This is a genomic window from Roseomonas sp. WA12 (genome assembly GCF_054165765.1).
Genome location: NZ_CM135108.1, coordinates 2526265 through 2541465, shown reverse-complemented (window position 1 = coordinate 2541465; position 15201 = coordinate 2526265). Strand labels below are relative to the sequence as shown.

Sequence of the window (15201 nt, the reverse complement as noted above, 5' to 3'; positions counted from 1 at the left end):
ACTTGGTGACCCGTGAGGGTTTAGGACCCCACGGTGATCCGAGCGGCGGGCGCGAAGCCCTGGTTAATGCGATGAGACACCGGATCACCTCCTTTCAGTTGTTGACGGAGAGGGAGATAGGTTCCCGTCCTGTTCGCTTCAAGACATCTCGGAATAGGTGCCGTTCTTCCAGACATAGAAGACATAGTCCGGCACGGTGACGTCGCCCTTGCGGTCGAAGCCGATGGGGCCGAGCACCGTCTGCCAGGGGCCATTCGCCTTAATCGCGTCCGCGACGCGGCGGGGCTCGACGGAGTTGATGCGCTTTGCCGCCTCGGCCCAGATCTGGGTCGCGGCATAGGAGTAGAGCACGAAGCCCTCGGGCTCGACGTTGCGGGCCTTGAAGCGGGCCACCACCTCGGCCGCGGTCGGGCGCTTGCGGGGGTCGGAGGAGAAGGTCATCAGCGTGCCCTCGCCGGCGGCGCCGCTGATCTGCCAGAACTCGTTCGTCATCAGCGCGTCACCGCCGATGAGCGTGACGTTCATGCCTTGCTCCTTGGCTTGGCGCACCATCAGCCCGGCCTCGGTGTGGTAGCCGCCGACATACATCACCTCGATGTTGCCGGCCTTGAGGCGGGAGATGACGGCGTTGTAGTCGCGCTCGCCCGGGGTGTAGGCGGCATAGATCGCCTCGGTCAGCCCGGCGGCGTTCATCGCCTTCTTCGTCTCGTCGGCCAGGCCTTTGCCGTAGGCGGAGTTGTCGTGAAGGATGGCGACGCGCTTACCCCGGTAGGTCTCGGCGATGTACTTGCCGGCCACCGCGCCCTGCTGGTCGTCGCGCCCACAGGTGCGGAAGGTGTTCCAGGCGCCCTCGTCGGTGTAGCGCGGGTTGGTGGAGGCGGGGCTGATCTGCAGCACGCCCTCCTCGGTGTAGACCTTGCTCGCGGGGATCGAGGAGCCGGAGCAGTAGTGTCCGACCACCACGCGCACCTGGCGGCCCGAGAGCTGGTTGGCGACCGAGACGGCCTGGCGGGGGTCGCAGGCATCGTCGCCGACCTCGAGCGCGAGCTGCTGGCCGAGCACGCCGCCAGCGGCGTTGATGTCGGTCATCGCCTGGGTGACGCCCTCGCGCATCTGAGCGCCGAAGCTGGCGTTGGCGCCGGTCATCGGCCCCGCCACGGCAATGCGGGTGACGCGGGCCTGCGCCATGGCACCGCCTGCGGAGAGGATGGCGGGGGAGGCGATCGTGGCACCCAGTAAGGTGCGGCGCTGGATGGTCATGTCGGAAATCTCCGCTCGAACGTTTCGGTGGCAGCCTAGGGCCGTGACGGTCTTGGCTTCAATGGTCGCTTCAGTGGGTTCCGAGATAGGCGTCGCGGACCTCGGGCCGGGCCAGCAATTCCGCCCCGGTGCCTTCGAGAGTGATGCGGCCGGTCACGAGGACATAGCCGCGATGGGCCAGGCGTAACGCCTGGTTGGCGTTCTGCTCGACCAGCAGCACGGTCAGCCCCGTCTCGGCATTCAGCGTGCGGATCGCCGAGAAGATCTGGCGCACAACGAGGGGCGCAAGGCCGAGCGAGGGTTCATCCAGCAGCAGGAGACGGGGCCTGGACATCAGCGCGCGGGCAATGGCGAGCATCTGCTGCTCGCCGCCCGACAGCGTGCCGCCGCGCTGCGCCTCGCGCTCCTTCAGCCTGGGGAAAAGGGTGAAGGCCTGTTCCAGCCCGGGGGCGGGATCCACGCCGAAGGCCTGGGCGCCCATTAGCAGGTTCTCGCGCACGCTCATCCGCGGGAAGATGCGGCGGCCTTCCGGCGATTGCGCGATGCCGGCCCGCGCGATCTCGTGCATCGGCAGGCCCGTGATGTCGCGCCCCTCGAAGGTGATGCGGCCCTGGCGTGCCCTGGGGGCGCCGAAGATGGTCATCAGCAGGGTGGACTTGCCCGCGCCATTGGCGCCGATCAGCGTCACGATTTCCCCGGGATCGACATGGACAGAGACGCCGCGAAGCGCCTCCACCGCGCCATAGGCCGCGGTCACGCTGTCCAGGCGCAGCATCGCGCCGTCCGTGCGTGCGGCGGGTGCGAGAGCGGAGGCTGCGGTGGCCTGGATCATGCTGCGCCCTCCGCAGGGGCGGGGACTTCGTCCTCGTCACCCTCGCCGAGATAGGCGGCGATCACCTTCTCATCCGCGCGGATATGGGCGGGGTTGCCGTCGGCGATTTTCTTGCCGTGGTCGAGCACGACGATGTGGTCGGAAATGCGCATCACCACGCCCATGTCGTGCTCGATCAGCAGGACGGAGCAGCCCCCGTCGCGAATGAGGCGGATCAGTTCCGCCAGTTCCTCGGATTCTCTGGGGTTGAGGCCGGCGGCGGGTTCGTCGAGGCAGAGCAGCACGGGATCGGTGCACATGGCGCGTGCGATCTCCAGGCGGCGTTGCGCGCCATAAGGCAGGCTGCCGGCTGCGTCGTCGGCGCGATCCATCAGCCGCGTCGCCTTCAGCCAGTGCTTCGCGCGCTCGATCGCCTCGCGCTCCGCGGCGCGGTAGCGGCCGAGGCCGAGCACGGCGGCGATGCCGTACCCCGTCGCGGCCTGGAGGCGATTGTGCTGCGCGACCAGCAGATTCTCCAAAACCGTCATTCCCGGGAAAAGCCGGATGTTCTGGAAGGTGCGCGCGACACCGGCCTGGGCAATGCGGTGGCCGGGTGTGCTGTGCAGCGCGCGCTGGCCGTCGCGGCCATGCAGGATGATCTCGCCCGCACTGGGCGTGTAGAAGCCTGTGATGAGGTTGAAGACGGTGGTCTTGCCGGCCCCGTTCGGCCCGATCACCGCGGTGATGTTGCCTGCCATGGCATCAAAGGAGACGTGGTTGACGGCGGTCAGCCCGCCGAAGCGCATCACGAGTTCCCGGACCTGGAGAATGGGCGCGTTCGGCGCGGGAAGGATTGGCGCGCTCATCCCTGGCCCTCCCCCACGAGGTCGCCGGATATGGTCTTCCGCTTGCCCAGCGCGATGGAGGGCGTGCGGGTGGAGACGAGGCCGCGTGGGCGCCACACCATGATCACAACCATCGCGCCGCCGAAGACGAGCATCCGCCACTCCTCGAGATCGCGGAACGCCTCGAACCCGCCGATCATCGCCGCCGCTGCCAGCGCGACGCCAAGCTGGCTGCCCAGGCCGCCAAGCACGACGATGGCGAGGATGATCGCGCTCTCGATGAAGGTGAAGCTTTCCGGGCTGACAAAGGCCTGGCGGGTGGCGAAGAAGGCCCCCGCGAAGCCGGCGAACATGGCGCCGATCGCGAAGGCGGTGAGCTTGGTCGTCGTCACGTTGATGCCCAGCGCGCGGCAGGCGATCTCATCCTCCCGCAGGGCTTCCCATGCCCTGCCCAGAGGCTGGCGACGCAGGCGGATGGTCACCCAGTTCGTCAGTAGGGCAAGAGCGAGGATGAGGTAGTACAGGAACACCACGCGATGGGTCGGTGAGGGTTCCAGCCCGAAGAAGTCGGAAAAGGAACCGGGCCCGCCGCCCGCGCTGAAGGACAGTCCGAAGAAGGACGGACGCGGGATGCCGGAGATGCCGTTCGGGCCACCTGTCAGTGATACCCAGTTGATCAGCAGCACCCGGATGATCTCGCCGAAGGCAAGCGTCACGATCGCCAGGTAGTCGCCCCGCAACCGTAGCACGGGGAAGCCCAGCAGCACGCCCCAGAAGGCGGCGAGGAGCCCCGCCAGCGGCAGGCAAACCCAGAAGGAGAGGCCGGCGGTGGTGGAGAGCAGGGCGTAGGTGTAGGCGCCGACCGCGTAGAACGCGACATAGCCCAGATCCAGCAGCCCGGCGAGGCCGACCACGATGTTCAGCCCCCAGCCCAGCATCACATAGGTCAGCACGAGGATGCCGAGATCGAGCCCGTAGCGCGTGGTGCCCGGCAGGAAGGGCAGGGCGATGGCAAAGATCAGCACCACCGGCGCAATGAAGGTGCCGGCCCGCGCCAGCTGTGCCGTGCGGCGCGCGGTTCGCGGTGCACGGGCAGGGCGTAGGCTTCCCCAGAGATTCAGCAGCAGCCGCCCCCCGAAGACGAGGGCGACGAGGATGGCCACGTCCGCCCAGCGCGTGCGGAGGGTAAGGCCGCCGCCCACCGGGCCCACATCCGTGCGGAGCCCGACCAGCGGGACGAACAGGCCGAGCGCGACAAGGGCCGCGATCCCGGCATCGCGCAGCGCATCGGCGAGCGGCGGGCGCGGAACCTCCGGGGCTGCGCCCCGCGGGATGCCGCCCATTTCGCCCGGATCGGGCACGCCATCGCTGTTATGAGGCGCGCCGCCCTCATGCGGGGTTGCGGCGGCGCTCATACCTTCTCCACCTCCGCGCGGCCGAGCAGGCCGGTTGGCATGAAGATCAGCGTCACCACGAGGATCGCGAAGGTTGCCACATCCTTGTATTGCACGGAGAAATAGGCGCTCCAGAAGGTCTCGATCAGGCCGATCAGCAGCCCGCCCAGCACCGCCCCGGGCAGGGAGCCGATGCCGCCCAGGACGGCCGCGGTGAAGGCTTTCACCCCCGCCAGGAAGCCGATGTAGAAGTCGATCACCCCGTAGCGCAGCAGGTACATGGTGCCAGCGACGGAGGCGAGCGCCGCGCCGATGACGAAGGTGATGCTGATGGTGCGGTCGGTGTCGATGCCGAGCAGCCCGGCCATCTTGCGGTCCTGCTCGGTGGCGCGCATGGCGCGGCCGAGCGATGTGCGTGTGACCAGCCAGGTGAAGATCGCAAGGATCACCAGCGTTACGACCACGATCATCGCCTGCATGGTGGAGACCGACACGGCGAAGCCGTTGCCGTGCCAGAGCTCGATGCCGCCGGTCACGATGGACTCAATCGGCTTTACGCGAGCTCCCTGGGCCACTTGCACATAGTTCTGCAGCACGATCGACATGCCAATGGCGGAGATGAGTGGCGCCAGGCGGAAGGAACCGCGGAGCGGGCGATAGGCCACGCGCTCCACCGACCAGCCATAGAGCGCGGTGACGGCCATGGAGACCACCAGCACGAGCAGGATCGCCCCCGGCCCCGCAGCCCAGCCACCCGTGCTGATCAGCACGAACGAGATGAGCGAGATGAAGGCGCCCACCATGAAGATGTCGCCATGGGCAAAGTTGATCATGCCGATGATGCCGTAGACCATGGTGTAACCCACGGCGATCAGCCCATAGATCATGCCCAGCGCGACACCGTTGATCAGCTGCTGCAGGGCATAGGCCAAGCGCGGTCTCCGTTAGTTCAGCGGACCGGTTTGCCCGATTCCGTCAGATGGCCGTGAAGCGTCCCACGTGCAGGCTAGGCCGGGAGAGCGCGCCCCGCCAAGGGGGCGTGCTCCGGCCGGCCTACCCAGGGCCTCACTGCTTGATGCGCAGCGCCCATTCCCGCAGCGCCACCACCTGCTGGGCGATGAAGCCGCGCGTGGCCTCGTCAGTCAGCCGGCCGCTGGCGTCGATCTTGGCGCCGGACTGGGCAATGAACACCTCCGGCTTGTTCAGCGGGTAGGCGTTCAAGAAGACACACATCTTGCGCAGGTCATACTGCGCGCGCGACGTGCCCAGTAGACCCTGGGAGGCACCAAGGATGGCCAGTGGCTTGTTGTCGAAGGGCTGCTCGGGCGGGCGGGAGGCCCAGTCGATCGCGTTCTTTAGCACGCCGGGGATGGAGTAGTTGTATTCCGGCGTCGCGATCATCAGAGCATCCGCCTCGCGCACCGCTTGGCGGAAGGCGTCCACGGCGGCGGGGTAGCCCGTGCCAGTGCGGAGGTCGTCGTCATAGGGCGGGATGTCGCCCAGCCCTTCGTAGATCGTGACGGTGATGCCCTCGGGCGCCAACTCCGCCGCGGCGCGCAGGGCGGCGGTGTTGTGGGACCCGCGCCGCAGGCTGCCGGAAATGCCGAGGATTTTGAAGTCGCTCATCGTCGCTGATGTCTCCTGGAAGGGTTAGGCGGAGGTCGGCGGGTCGCCCGCCAGCGCGCGGGCGAGCAGGGCGGCAACCCCCGCCTCCGTCACCGGTCGCGGATTGGCATAGGGGCTGGCGATGGCAAGCGCGACGGCCCGCGGCAGGTCGCTCGGTTGCATCCCGAGCGCGGCCAGGGAGCGCGGCGCGCCGAGCCGCCCCGCCAGCTCCCACAGCCCGGACGCCGCCTCCGCTGCCCCGAGCGCGCGGGCGATGCGGGCCATGGCGGCCGGCGCGGCAGGTGCGTTGAACGCGGTGGCGTGGGGCAGGATCACGGAATGCGTTTCGGCATGGGGCAGGTCGAAGCCGCCGCCGATCGCGTGGCAGAGCTTGTGGTGCAGCCCCATGGTCGCCTGGCCCAGCACCGTGCCGCAGAGCCAGGCTCCGTACAGCGCTTCGGCCCGCGCCTCGGCGTCATGGGGCGCGGCGAGGAGCCGGGGCAGGGCGGCGGCCAGGGCTCGGATGCCCTCCTCGGACATCAGCGCGGTCACGGGCGTGCCATCGGGCGCGTAGAGCACCTCGACGGCATGGGCGATGGCGTTCAGGCCGGAGACGACGGAGATTTCTGCAGGCAGGTCCAGGGTTATCGTGGGGTCGTAGACCACCAGCGCCGGCAGGGCCTGCGGATCACGCCCCGTGGTCTTCGCGCCGCCCTGGGTCAGGCCCCAGATCGAGGTGCATTCGGAGCCGGAATAGGTGGTGGGCAGCGCGATGATCGGCAGGCCGGTGGTCAGCGCCACCGCCTTGGCGAGCCCGATCGTGCTGCCGCCACCCGCCGCCAGCACCGCATCCGCCCCGAGATCGGTTGCGCGGGCGGAGGCGGCCTCGGCGATGGCCACGGGCACATGCATCCGTGCTTCCGCATGCAGCGCCACGCCGCGCGGCCCGATAGCGGCCAGGGCCCGTTCCCCCAGCGCGCGCTGGCCAGGGGTGGAGAGGACCAGCACGCGACGCGCGCCCATCCCATCCAGCTCCGGCGCCAGCCGATTCAGGCTGCCGGCGCCGAACACCACGCGCTGCGCGGTGGGGGCGTGGATGAAGTGCAGGGGAGGGGTCACCCCTCCTCCCAGTCCAGGCGCTGGCCGCGCAGCCAGGCGGCGCCGGCGGCGTAGAGCGCTTCCACCTTCGGCCCCTTCAGCCCGGGCATGTCGGTCTTCACCTCGTAGCCGATGCCGGTCTGCAGATAGGCGAGGTGGCGGTAGCCTTCGGGGAAGCGCGCGAGCAGGGCGGGGTCGAGCTCCAGCCTTGCGGAAGGGTCGATCGGGTCCATCCGGTCCTTCTCGTAGATCGGCTGGCGGAGGACGATCTTCCAACCGTCTTCCCGCTCCTCGATGAAATCGTAGAATCGGCCGGTGCAGACCACGTCCACCGTCACCCCATGCACGGGCGCGCGCTGGGAGATGGTCATCTTCGTTTGCGCGATGGCGCGGTTGCCGGCGAGATCCACCGAGCAGCCGCCGAGGAAGTGCAGGATGGAGACCCCCTTGGCCCATCCCTCCTGGCTCGCCTTGATGAATCCTTCGGCCGGGGCCTGGCACCAGGTCGCCATCATCCGTCCCTCGGGCGCCCAGACCGTGCGGAAGCGCTCCCAGTCGCCGGCGTCGCGCCAGACGGCCCAGTTCTGCACCAGCTCCATCACCTGAAGGCGGCGCAGCAGCGCGTCGTCCCGCATCCCCGTTTCCCCTTTGGTATCCCTTGCGGCCACAGGATAGGCGCAAGCCCCGGTGGTGGCGATATGCTGCGCTTGACGCACCCGTCCGGCCCCGATCCCATCCACCCCCATGCCGCGCCCCCGCCGCTTGCGGAGAGGCCGGCGAGGAGGATGTCCATGCCCCGTTCCAAGCCCGTGGCGCGCCGCGCCGCGCTCGGCCTGCTCGCCGCGTCCCTGTTTCCTGGGCTGCGCCCGGCACTGGCGCAGCGCGCCTGGCCGGAGCGGCCGCTGCGCTTCCTCCAGGGCTTCGGGGCGGGGGGCACCACCGACATCGTGGCGCGACTGATCGCGCCGTCCCTCGCGGCCACGCTGGGCCAGGCGGTGGTGGTGGAGAACCGGCCCGGCGCGGGCGGCACCCTCGCCGCCGAGACGCTGGCCCGCGCGCGGGACGGGCACACCATCATGCTCATCAACAACGGCTATGCGGTCTCCGCCGCGCTGTACCGGCGCCTGCCCTACGATCCCTTGGCGGATGTCGAGCCCGTGGCGATGGTCGCCTCCGTCGGCCTCGTGCTGCTCGCGGGACCCGGCCCGGAGACCCCGCGCGACATGGCCGAGCTCACGCGCCGCGCCAAGGCCGCTCCGGACCGGCTGAACGTCGCCACCGTCGGCGTGGGGAGCACACAGCATTTCGTCGCCGAGGCCATCCAGTCCGCTGCCGGATTCAACCTCACCCATGTGCCCTATCGCGGCACCCCCGCCGCACTGGTGGCGCTGCGAAACGGGGAGGTGGACCTGGTGGTGGAGCCCGCCTCCTCCGTCATCGGCCAGATCAGGGGCGGCGAGGCGCGCGCACTGGCCATCACCTCGCGCGAGCGCTCCCCCTTGCTGCCAGAGGTCCCGACGGTGGCGGAGCTGCTTGGGGCGCCGGATTTCGACATCCAGACCTGGTATGCGATCGCGGTGCCGTCAGGCACGCCACCCGAGACGATGGCCCGCCTCACCGAGGCGGCGGGCACTGCGCTGGCCGATCCCGCGCTGCGGGGGCGGCTGGGTGAGTTGGGTCTCGCCCCGCGCCCAGCCGCGCCGCCGGCCGAGGTAAAGGCCGCCGTGCACGCGGAGATCGGGCGCTGGGCAGGGGTGATCCAGCGCACGGGAATGGAGCGCCAATAAAAAAGGGCGGGCCCCTTCCGGGAGCCCGCCCTTCTCAGGACCAGTGGCGGCTCAGCGGGTGGGCTGCCAGGCGCCCGGCACGATGTCGCGCGTGATGAAGGCGGTCGGCGTCGCGCCCGGCAGCATCCAGATGCTGTAGCGGCCGCCAGCCTCGACGCCGGAGAGCGGGAAGGCCGCGCTGCGCTTCTCGCCGCAAGCGGCGACGAGGTTGGCGGCCGAGGGATTCACGCTGCGCGTCTTGGAGGCAGAGGGGCCGACATCGGCGAAGATGTTGGCGCCGCCCTCGAGCGACAGGCTGGCCGCAGGGCAATCCGCCGCGGCGTTGTAGAAGGCGAGACGCGCGCGGGACTGGTTGCCGTCCCCGCCATCCGTCAGCGCGCGGGCGGTGACGGTGTTGCCCGGGCCGGGCGCGACGAGGATCGTGACAAAGTTGCCGGCATTGGCGCTCAACGTCGCGCGCGCGGTCGCCGCGCCGGCGCGCACCTCAACCGCGAGCGGGCGGCCTGCCACGCGCTCGACCACCTTGTAGGCGGTGACGCGCTGCATCGGCTGGGTGCCCAGCGTCTCGGCCGGCAGGAAGTCCGGGCGGACGGAGAGCTCACCGCCCGTGGCATTCACGAAGCGGATGAAGGCAGAGCCCGGCGGCGGCTGCGGGCCGTATAGCTCGGGCGCCTGGGCGCGGGCGGGTGAAACCCCGGCCAGCGGCGCGACCAGCAGGGCAAGCGCCGCGAGGGCGGGGCGGAGGGCGCGAAAGTTCATCTGGGTTCAGACTCCGACGAGACGGCGGACTTCGGTGAGGAAAGTGGCGGCGGGCATGGCGTTGGCGCGCCAGACATCGTTGCGGTCTGGCATGATCTCCATGTCCATCTCGGTGAAGTCCCAGACAAGCAGGGCAGGCTTGCTCCCCTTGAAGCTTTCGCCACCGAGATAGTTCAGCATGGTCCGGTACGGGCCGTTCACATGGATCTGCCAGTGCAGCGCGACCGGGCGCTCCAGCGAGAAGGACAGCGCGCGGGAGAAGCCGTAGCGCGGGTGCATGTAGCTGTTCCCGACCGCGGCCGTATCCGTCGTGTCATCGTCCAGCAACGAGCCGGTCGGCGCCTCGGGGCGCACGGGGAATTCCTGCGCGCCGTATTTCTCGCGCTCGCCGGGCGGAAGCTGATTGGCGAGGTCGGTAACATGCAGGTCCCGCGCGGGCGGGACGAGCTGCGCGCCGGGACGGCCGGAAGCCGGCAGGCGGAAGCGACCGCGGATCGCCCTCGCCATCTCCCCGGCCGCGAGTTCCGCGCCGTAGGACATCCAGTGCGTGTCCGCCTTGAAGTAGAGCGGCGTGCCGGGCTGCGCCGCGCGGGCGCGGGTGAACGGGGTGTAGAGGTCCGGCACCAGCATGTTCAGCGTGGCGAAGTCCTGCCGCGCCTGCTCCAGCCGCGCATCGGTCGAGGCCGCGATCCGCATGCCGTCCGGCAGCATGTCCCGGTAGACCCGCGCGCGAGACGGGGTGAGGGCAAGGACGGTCTCGATCTTGGCGCCGCGCAGGATGCTGACGGTCTCCTTGATCAGCGCGGTGACGCGGCGCACGCGCTGCGGGTCCACCAGCCCCATCGCGTCGCCCTGGGCGAACAGCCAGCCATCCTTGCCGATGACCACGCCGTTGACAGCGGATCCCTGGGCGGCGGCCTGGCGGGCGGGGAGGAAGGCGGCACCGGCGCCAGCGAGCAGTAGGCGGCGGGACAGGGCGGGCAAGCTGGGCGTCATCAGCGTCCTTGCATCCCCTCGGGGAGGGCCTCGGCGGAGCACTTGCAAGAGCACCGCCCAACTCCCCTCATAGTTGAATCGCGCGCGGGCAGGCAAGCGGAAGGCGATGGTTCATCCCGGCCCGATGGGCTCCAGCCCCGCCGCAACGAGCGCGGGCGCGGCTTCCCCGGAAGAGAGGAATCGCAGAAGCCGGACGGCTGCCTCCGCCTGTGCTGCCTGGCGGAACAGGCCGGCGGAGAAGACGGCCACCGTCTCCACCTCCCGCGGCAGGCGGCCGATTACCTCGATTCCCGGCACGGCCAGCAGCTCGCTCACCTGCTGCACGGCCAGCGTCACCTCGCCGCGCACGGCAAGCTCGGCAGTGAAGCCGGCGGGGATGACCTGCGCCTTCGGGTTCACCTGGTCGGCGATACCCAGGCGATCCAAAAGCGCCGCGAAGGCGATTCCGCTGGCCCCGGTGCGTGAATAGGCGATGGAGGGCGCGGCCAGCAGCGCGCCGCGAAGCGCGTCCACCGTGCCGATATCCGGATGCGGCGTCCCGGCCCGGACAGCCAGCCCGATATGGGAACGCACGAGGTCCACCCGGCTCGCCGGATCGAGCACGCCCTCCTCCGAGAGCGCCGCGATGCCCTCCTCCGTCAGCACCGCAAGATCCGCACGCTCCCCGCCACGAATCCGCGCGAGCAGCCCGAGGGTGGGGGAGAGGTGGGTCTCGACCGGCATTCCCGCCGCCTCGTCCAACCGCGGTCCCAGGGTACGCAGCGCACCCGCTACGGCAAGGGTAGAGAGGAGGCGGAGGCTCACCCCTCCAGCCCCGACAGCTCTGCCACAAGAAGCCCGAGGGCGGCCGAGTCCATTCCCCCGCGCCCGCTGTTCACCAGCGCCTCCATCATCTGCGCGGCCATGGCCGTGGCCGGGGCAAACACGCCGTGGTCGCGCATGGCGGCGAGCGAGAGGCGCGTGTCCTTGCGCATCAGCTCGGCGCGGAAACCGGGTTGCAGCGTGCCCTCAATGATGCGCTTCGCGTGGTTCTCCATCACGAAGGATCTCGCGGAGCCGCCAAGCAGCGCCTGGCGCATCGCCGCTGGGTCGAGCCCGGCTTTGCGGCCGAGCGCCAGGGCTTCCGCCACCGCCTGCATCGTGGCCGCGACCATCAGCTGATTCGCCGACTTGCAGATCTGCCCGGCGCCGGGCGGGCCAAGATGGGTGAGGGTTTTGCCCATTGCGTCGAGAAAGGGGCGCGCGGCCTCGAAGGCCTCGGGGTTGCCGCCGATCATGCAGGTGAGGGTGCCCGCCTGTGCGCCGGCCGGACCGCCGCTCACAGGGCTGTCCAGCAGATGTGCGCCGCGCTCTTCCAACAGGCGCTGCGCGAAGCCGGCAGTGGGGGCGGCAGCGATGGTGCTGAAGTCGATCACCACCGTGCCCGGCGCCACGCCCTCGGCCACGCCATCCGGCCCGAACAGCACCGCCTCCACGTCCGGCGTGTCGGGTAGGCAGAGCCCGACGCAGGCGGCGCCGCGCGCAGCCTCCGCCGGGGTCGCGGCCCAGCTCGCGCCCGCCGCCTCCAGCGCCTCCGCCTTGCCGCGGCTGCGGTTGTGAACGGCGAGGGAGAAGCCCGCCTTGACGATGTTGGCCGCCATGGCGGCCCCCATCACCCCAAGGCCGAGAAAGGCGACGTGCGCGGGTGGCGAGATGGTGTCCAAGACAGTCAGGTCCTCTTGATGGCGGCGCGGATGGAATCGAGCAGGCGGTCCATGGATTGCTGGAAGGCCGGACCGTCGGCATAGCCGTCCGCCTCGCCCAGCCGCTCCATGAAGCGCGCCCAGGTCGGGGTCTGCATGCCCTGGCGGAAGCGATCGTGCAGGTAGGTGACCATCTCGTCGGTCATGCCGGCAGGGCCGACCCAGCCCTTCATGTTGTCCGCCACGATGTCATGGCCCAGCTCGCGCAGCGTCGGCACGTCTGGATAGACGGGGGCGCGCGCCTCGCTGGCGATGGCGAGCGCCTTCAGCGCGCCGGACTTCACCTGGTCGCCCAACTCGTCGGTCGCGTTGATGTTCAGCTGCGTCAGCCCCTGCAGCATGGCCTGCAGGGCGGGGCCGCCGCCGGTATAGGGAACGTGCAGGAACTCCACCCCGGCCGAGCGCTCGATCAGTGTGAAGATCGAGTGCGACAGCGTGCCGACGCCGGCCGAGCCATGCGCCACCCCGCCCGGATCGGCCTTGGCCGCCGCGATCGCCGCGGCGAAGTCGCGATAGGTCGGGCTCGCGCCGCCCTTGCAGGAGAGGACGTGGCCGTTCCGCGTGAGGCGGATGACGGCGCGGAAGGAGGTCTTGGAGTCGTAGGGCAGGTCGCGGAAAGCGGGGAGGGAGGTGCTCTCGCTGCCGCCATGGATGACCAGCGTGTGGCCGTCCGGCGCCGAACGCGCGACGAAATCGGCTCCCAGGGCACCACCGGCGCCGGGGCGATTCACCACCACCATCGGCACGGGAATGAGAGGGGCGCAGGCCTCGGCGATGGTGCGGGCGATGATGTCGCTGCCGCCCCCGGGCGCGTAGCCGACGATGAGCTGGATGGGCCGTGTCGGCTGCCATGCGCCGATCTGCTGCGCGAAGGCGGGGCAGGCGAGCGCGGCGCCCGCGGTCCCGAGAAGTGCCCGGCGGTTGATCCGCTCCATGTCGTTCCTCCCCTGGTTTTTCTTGGTGTCAGCCGTCACTCAGCACATAGGCCGCGCCCGACCGCGCGCAGATGTCGCGGACATGCCGTTCCAGCGTCTCCGGCACAGGAATACCCGCCGCCAGGCGACGCTCGCGCTCCATCGCCTCCGGATCGCCGCCGACGAGAACCGGCTTCGCGGGATCGGCGGGCGGGTTGGCGTGCATCTCGTCGATCATCGCGTCCATCTCGTCCTCAAATCCGCCCTCGGGCCGGAAGGCGCGCGGGTCGATGGCGAGGAAGAAGTGGCCGACATCGTCGGGGTCGCCCGGCGCGCGCGTGCGGTTGCGGATGGCGCCGAAAGCCGCGCCGGTCAGAGTGGTGGACAGAACCTGCACCATCACGCCCAGCCCGTAGCCCTTGTGCCCGCCGGTCACCTCCGCACCCCCCAGCGGCGTCACGCCGCCGGCCGGCTGCTTGAAGATGATGTCCATGGCTTCGGCAGAATCCGTGATGGCGCGCCCATCTGCATCCACCACCCAGCCCTCGGGGATCGGCTTCCCGTTCAGGTCGTAGACCTTCACCTTGTTCGCCGCGACCGTGGTGGTGGAGATGTCCAGCACGAAGGGCCGGTTGCGCAGCGCGGGCGCGGCGAAGGCGATGGGGTTGGCGCCCAGCAGCGGCAGCGTGCCGCGCGTCGGCACCATCAGCACCGTGCGCGCGGAGGAGGTGATGAAGCCGATCACCCCCGCCGCGGTCGCGATGCGCGCGTAATGCCCGGCCGCGCCGAAATGGTGCGAGTTCCGCACGCCCACCGCGCCGATGCCGGCGGACTTCGCCTTCTCCACCGCCAGCCGCATGGCGAAATCGGCATTGGGATGGCCGAGATTGGCGCCGCCATCCACCAGCGCCGTCGCCGCCGCATCCAGCACCACCTGGGGGCGCGCGGAGAGGTCGAGCTGGCCGTTGTTGCGGAAGGTCTCGTACATCATCAGCATCGAGAGCCCGTGGCTGTCGATGCCCATCAGATCCGTCTCCACCATCGCTTCCGCGGTGGTGGCGGCCAGGTCCTCCGCCATGCCCCAGGCATGGAGCACATTGAGGATCTGGCGCCGGACGCGCTCGGCCTGAACCGGCCTGATTGCAGGGCTCATCGGGTAACGAGCACGCCCTTGGCGGACAGCGTCTCTTCGACCCAGCCGCGCGGCCAGCCGGCGCCCTTGATGGCGGCCGTCACCTCGCCTTCCTTGGCGGCGTGCTTCTCGGCCGCCGCGATTACCTCCTCCGCCTCGGCGCGCGGGATCACGACCACGCCGTCCTCATCGGCCGCGATCAGGTCGCCCGGCATCACCACCTGGCCGCCGCAGGCGATGGGGTAGCCGATCTCGCCCGGGCCGTCCTTGTATGGGCCGGCCGGCGTCGCGCCGCGTGCCCAGATGCCGATATCCATGCGGCGGATGCCCTCGATGTCGCGCACAGCGCCATCGATCACCATGGCGCCGACGCCGCGCGCCTCGGCATGGCCGATCATCAGGTCACCCGACAGCGCGATGCTCAGATCGCCGCCGCCATCGCAGACGATCACCTCGCCCGGACGCGCGAGGTCGATGGCGCGGTGCATGAAAAGGTTATCGCCCGGCCGTGCTTTCACGGTGAGCGCGGCGCCCACGAAGGCCCGGCGGCCGCCATAAGCTAGAAAGCCGCCGCGCATTGCCTGCAGCCGGTTCATCACATCCCCGATATTGGCGACGGGCAGCTTCGCGGCACGGGCGATCAGCGCGGCGTCCGCGTCGGGCCGACGCTCCGAGATCCGAAGGCCGATGGTCATGCAGGTGGTCTCCTGGGCGGTCCGCCGAATGCGGCGGGTTCAACGCGGAAAGGCACAGCAGCGGAGCAGGGCGCCCCGCGCGTTTTCTCGATCCTCTCCGGGCCGTCTCGGCGGCGTGGCGGAGGATCGGCCCGAAGGGGCCGGGTTGGCAACCCGTGAGGCC

At 70.1% G+C, this 15201-nt stretch carries 16 protein-coding genes; 1 reads left to right on the top strand and 15 read right to left on the bottom strand.

From position 1 onward, the window contains the following. Positions 1-138: 138 nt before the first annotated feature. From ACVBD7_RS12155 to ACVBD7_RS12120, 8 genes are all read right to left on the bottom strand, one after another. Positions 139-1260, bottom strand: a complete 1122-nt coding sequence (locus tag ACVBD7_RS12155; protein WP_458093495.1) for a branched-chain amino acid ABC transporter substrate-binding protein — start codon at positions 1258-1260, stop codon at positions 139-141. 70 nt (positions 1261-1330) lie between these two features. Continuing rightward, positions 1331-2092, bottom strand: coding sequence for an ABC transporter ATP-binding protein (locus ACVBD7_RS12150; RefSeq protein ID WP_458093494.1), 762 nt, complete (start codon positions 2090-2092; stop codon positions 1331-1333). Next, on the bottom strand, positions 2089-2937 hold the full coding sequence (locus ACVBD7_RS12145; RefSeq protein WP_458093493.1) for an ABC transporter ATP-binding protein: 849 nt from the start codon (positions 2935-2937) through the stop codon (positions 2089-2091). Before ACVBD7_RS12145 ends, ACVBD7_RS12150 begins: the two co-directional genes overlap by 4 nt. Next, complete coding sequence (livM, locus tag ACVBD7_RS12140; protein WP_458093492.1) at positions 2934-4331, bottom strand: high-affinity branched-chain amino acid ABC transporter permease LivM; 1398 nt, start codon at positions 4329-4331, stop codon at positions 2934-2936. The genes ACVBD7_RS12145 and livM overlap by 4 nt, the downstream gene beginning before the upstream one ends. Beyond that, positions 4328-5242: an ABC transporter permease subunit gene (locus ACVBD7_RS12135; protein ID WP_458093491.1), complete on the bottom strand. Its 915-nt coding sequence runs from the start codon at positions 5240-5242 to the stop codon at positions 4328-4330. The genes livM and ACVBD7_RS12135 overlap by 4 nt, the downstream gene beginning before the upstream one ends. 133 nt (positions 5243-5375) lie before the next feature. After that, entirely contained in the window at positions 5376-5936 is a 561-nt protein-coding gene (locus ACVBD7_RS12130) for an NADPH-dependent FMN reductase (protein ID WP_458093490.1), read from the bottom strand. A 24-nt stretch (positions 5937-5960) separates the two neighbouring features. After that, a complete protein-coding gene (locus ACVBD7_RS12125; protein WP_458093489.1) occupies positions 5961-7034 on the bottom strand; it encodes a maleylacetate reductase in 1074 nt (357 codons plus the stop codon). After that, the gene (locus tag ACVBD7_RS12120; RefSeq protein WP_458093488.1) at positions 7031-7648 is read right to left on the bottom strand and encodes a nuclear transport factor 2 family protein; all 618 of its coding nucleotides are present in this window, start codon (positions 7646-7648) and stop codon (positions 7031-7033) included. Before ACVBD7_RS12120 ends, ACVBD7_RS12125 begins: the two co-directional genes overlap by 4 nt. 156 nt (positions 7649-7804) lie before the next feature. On the opposite strand from ACVBD7_RS12120, the gene ACVBD7_RS12115 reads away from it, so the two are divergent. Further along, complete coding sequence (locus ACVBD7_RS12115) at positions 7805-8800, top strand: Bug family tripartite tricarboxylate transporter substrate binding protein (protein WP_458093487.1); 996 nt, start codon at positions 7805-7807, stop codon at positions 8798-8800. A 51-nt stretch (positions 8801-8851) separates the two neighbouring features. Here the strand turns inward: ACVBD7_RS12115 and ACVBD7_RS12110 are convergent, their stop codons facing one another. The 7 genes from ACVBD7_RS12110 to ACVBD7_RS12080 all read right to left on the bottom strand — a co-directional run bounded on the left by ACVBD7_RS12110 (position 8852) and on the right by ACVBD7_RS12080 (position 15038). Further along, on the bottom strand, positions 8852-9559 hold the full coding sequence (locus tag ACVBD7_RS12110) for an ABC transporter permease (RefSeq protein WP_458093486.1): 708 nt from the start codon (positions 9557-9559) through the stop codon (positions 8852-8854). A gap of 6 nt (positions 9560-9565) precedes the next feature. Then, positions 9566-10555, bottom strand: a complete 990-nt coding sequence (locus tag ACVBD7_RS12105) for an alginate O-acetyltransferase AlgX-related protein (RefSeq protein ID WP_458093485.1) — start codon at positions 10553-10555, stop codon at positions 9566-9568. Positions 10556-10666: 111 nt separating this feature from the next. After that, entirely contained in the window at positions 10667-11359 is a 693-nt protein-coding gene (locus ACVBD7_RS12100) for a substrate-binding domain-containing protein (protein ID WP_458093484.1), read from the bottom strand. After that, positions 11356-12258, bottom strand: coding sequence for an NAD(P)-dependent oxidoreductase (locus ACVBD7_RS12095; protein WP_458093483.1), 903 nt, complete (start codon positions 12256-12258; stop codon positions 11356-11358). The genes ACVBD7_RS12100 and ACVBD7_RS12095 overlap by 4 nt, the downstream gene beginning before the upstream one ends. A gap of 5 nt (positions 12259-12263) precedes the next feature. Beyond that, positions 12264-13232: a Bug family tripartite tricarboxylate transporter substrate binding protein gene (locus tag ACVBD7_RS12090; RefSeq protein ID WP_458093482.1), complete on the bottom strand. Its 969-nt coding sequence runs from the start codon at positions 13230-13232 to the stop codon at positions 12264-12266. Positions 13233-13260: 28 nt separating this feature from the next. Beyond that, complete coding sequence (locus ACVBD7_RS12085) at positions 13261-14364, bottom strand: Ldh family oxidoreductase (RefSeq protein ID WP_458093481.1); 1104 nt, start codon at positions 14362-14364, stop codon at positions 13261-13263. Continuing rightward, entirely contained in the window at positions 14361-15038 is a 678-nt protein-coding gene (locus ACVBD7_RS12080) for an RraA family protein (protein ID WP_458093480.1), read from the bottom strand. The genes ACVBD7_RS12085 and ACVBD7_RS12080 overlap by 4 nt, the downstream gene beginning before the upstream one ends. Between the last annotated feature and the right edge of the window lie 163 nt (positions 15039-15201).

Bases quoted from the DNA above. Each gene is read 5' to 3' on its own strand.
- ACVBD7_RS12080 (WP_458093480.1), bottom strand. From the start codon at position 15,038: ATGACCATCGGCCTTCGGATCTCGGAGCGTCGGCCCGACGCGGACGCC.
- ACVBD7_RS12090 (WP_458093482.1), bottom strand. From the start codon at position 13,232: ATGGAGCGGATCAACCGCCGGGCACTTCTCGGGACCGCGGGCGCCGCG.
- ACVBD7_RS12150 (WP_458093494.1), bottom strand. From the start codon at position 2,092: ATGATCCAGGCCACCGCAGCCTCCGCTCTCGCACCCGCCGCACGCACG.
- ACVBD7_RS12145 (WP_458093493.1), bottom strand. From the start codon at position 2,937: ATGAGCGCGCCAATCCTTCCCGCGCCGAACGCGCCCATTCTCCAGGTC.
- ACVBD7_RS12120 (WP_458093488.1), bottom strand. From the start codon at position 7,648: ATGCGGGACGACGCGCTGCTGCGCCGCCTTCAGGTGATGGAGCTGGTG.
- ACVBD7_RS12105 (WP_458093485.1), bottom strand. From the start codon at position 10,555: ATGACGCCCAGCTTGCCCGCCCTGTCCCGCCGCCTACTGCTCGCTGGC.
- ACVBD7_RS12110 (WP_458093486.1), bottom strand. From the start codon at position 9,559: ATGAACTTTCGCGCCCTCCGCCCCGCCCTCGCGGCGCTTGCCCTGCTG.
- ACVBD7_RS12085 (WP_458093481.1), bottom strand. From the start codon at position 14,364: ATGAGCCCTGCAATCAGGCCGGTTCAGGCCGAGCGCGTCCGGCGCCAG.
- ACVBD7_RS12155 (WP_458093495.1), bottom strand. From the start codon at position 1,260: ATGACCATCCAGCGCCGCACCTTACTGGGTGCCACGATCGCCTCCCCC.
- ACVBD7_RS12115 (WP_458093487.1), top strand. From the start codon at position 7,805: ATGCCCCGTTCCAAGCCCGTGGCGCGCCGCGCCGCGCTCGGCCTGCTC.
- ACVBD7_RS12130 (WP_458093490.1), bottom strand. From the start codon at position 5,936: ATGAGCGACTTCAAAATCCTCGGCATTTCCGGCAGCCTGCGGCGCGGG.
- livM (WP_458093492.1), bottom strand. From the start codon at position 4,331: ATGAGCGCCGCCGCAACCCCGCATGAGGGCGGCGCGCCTCATAACAGC.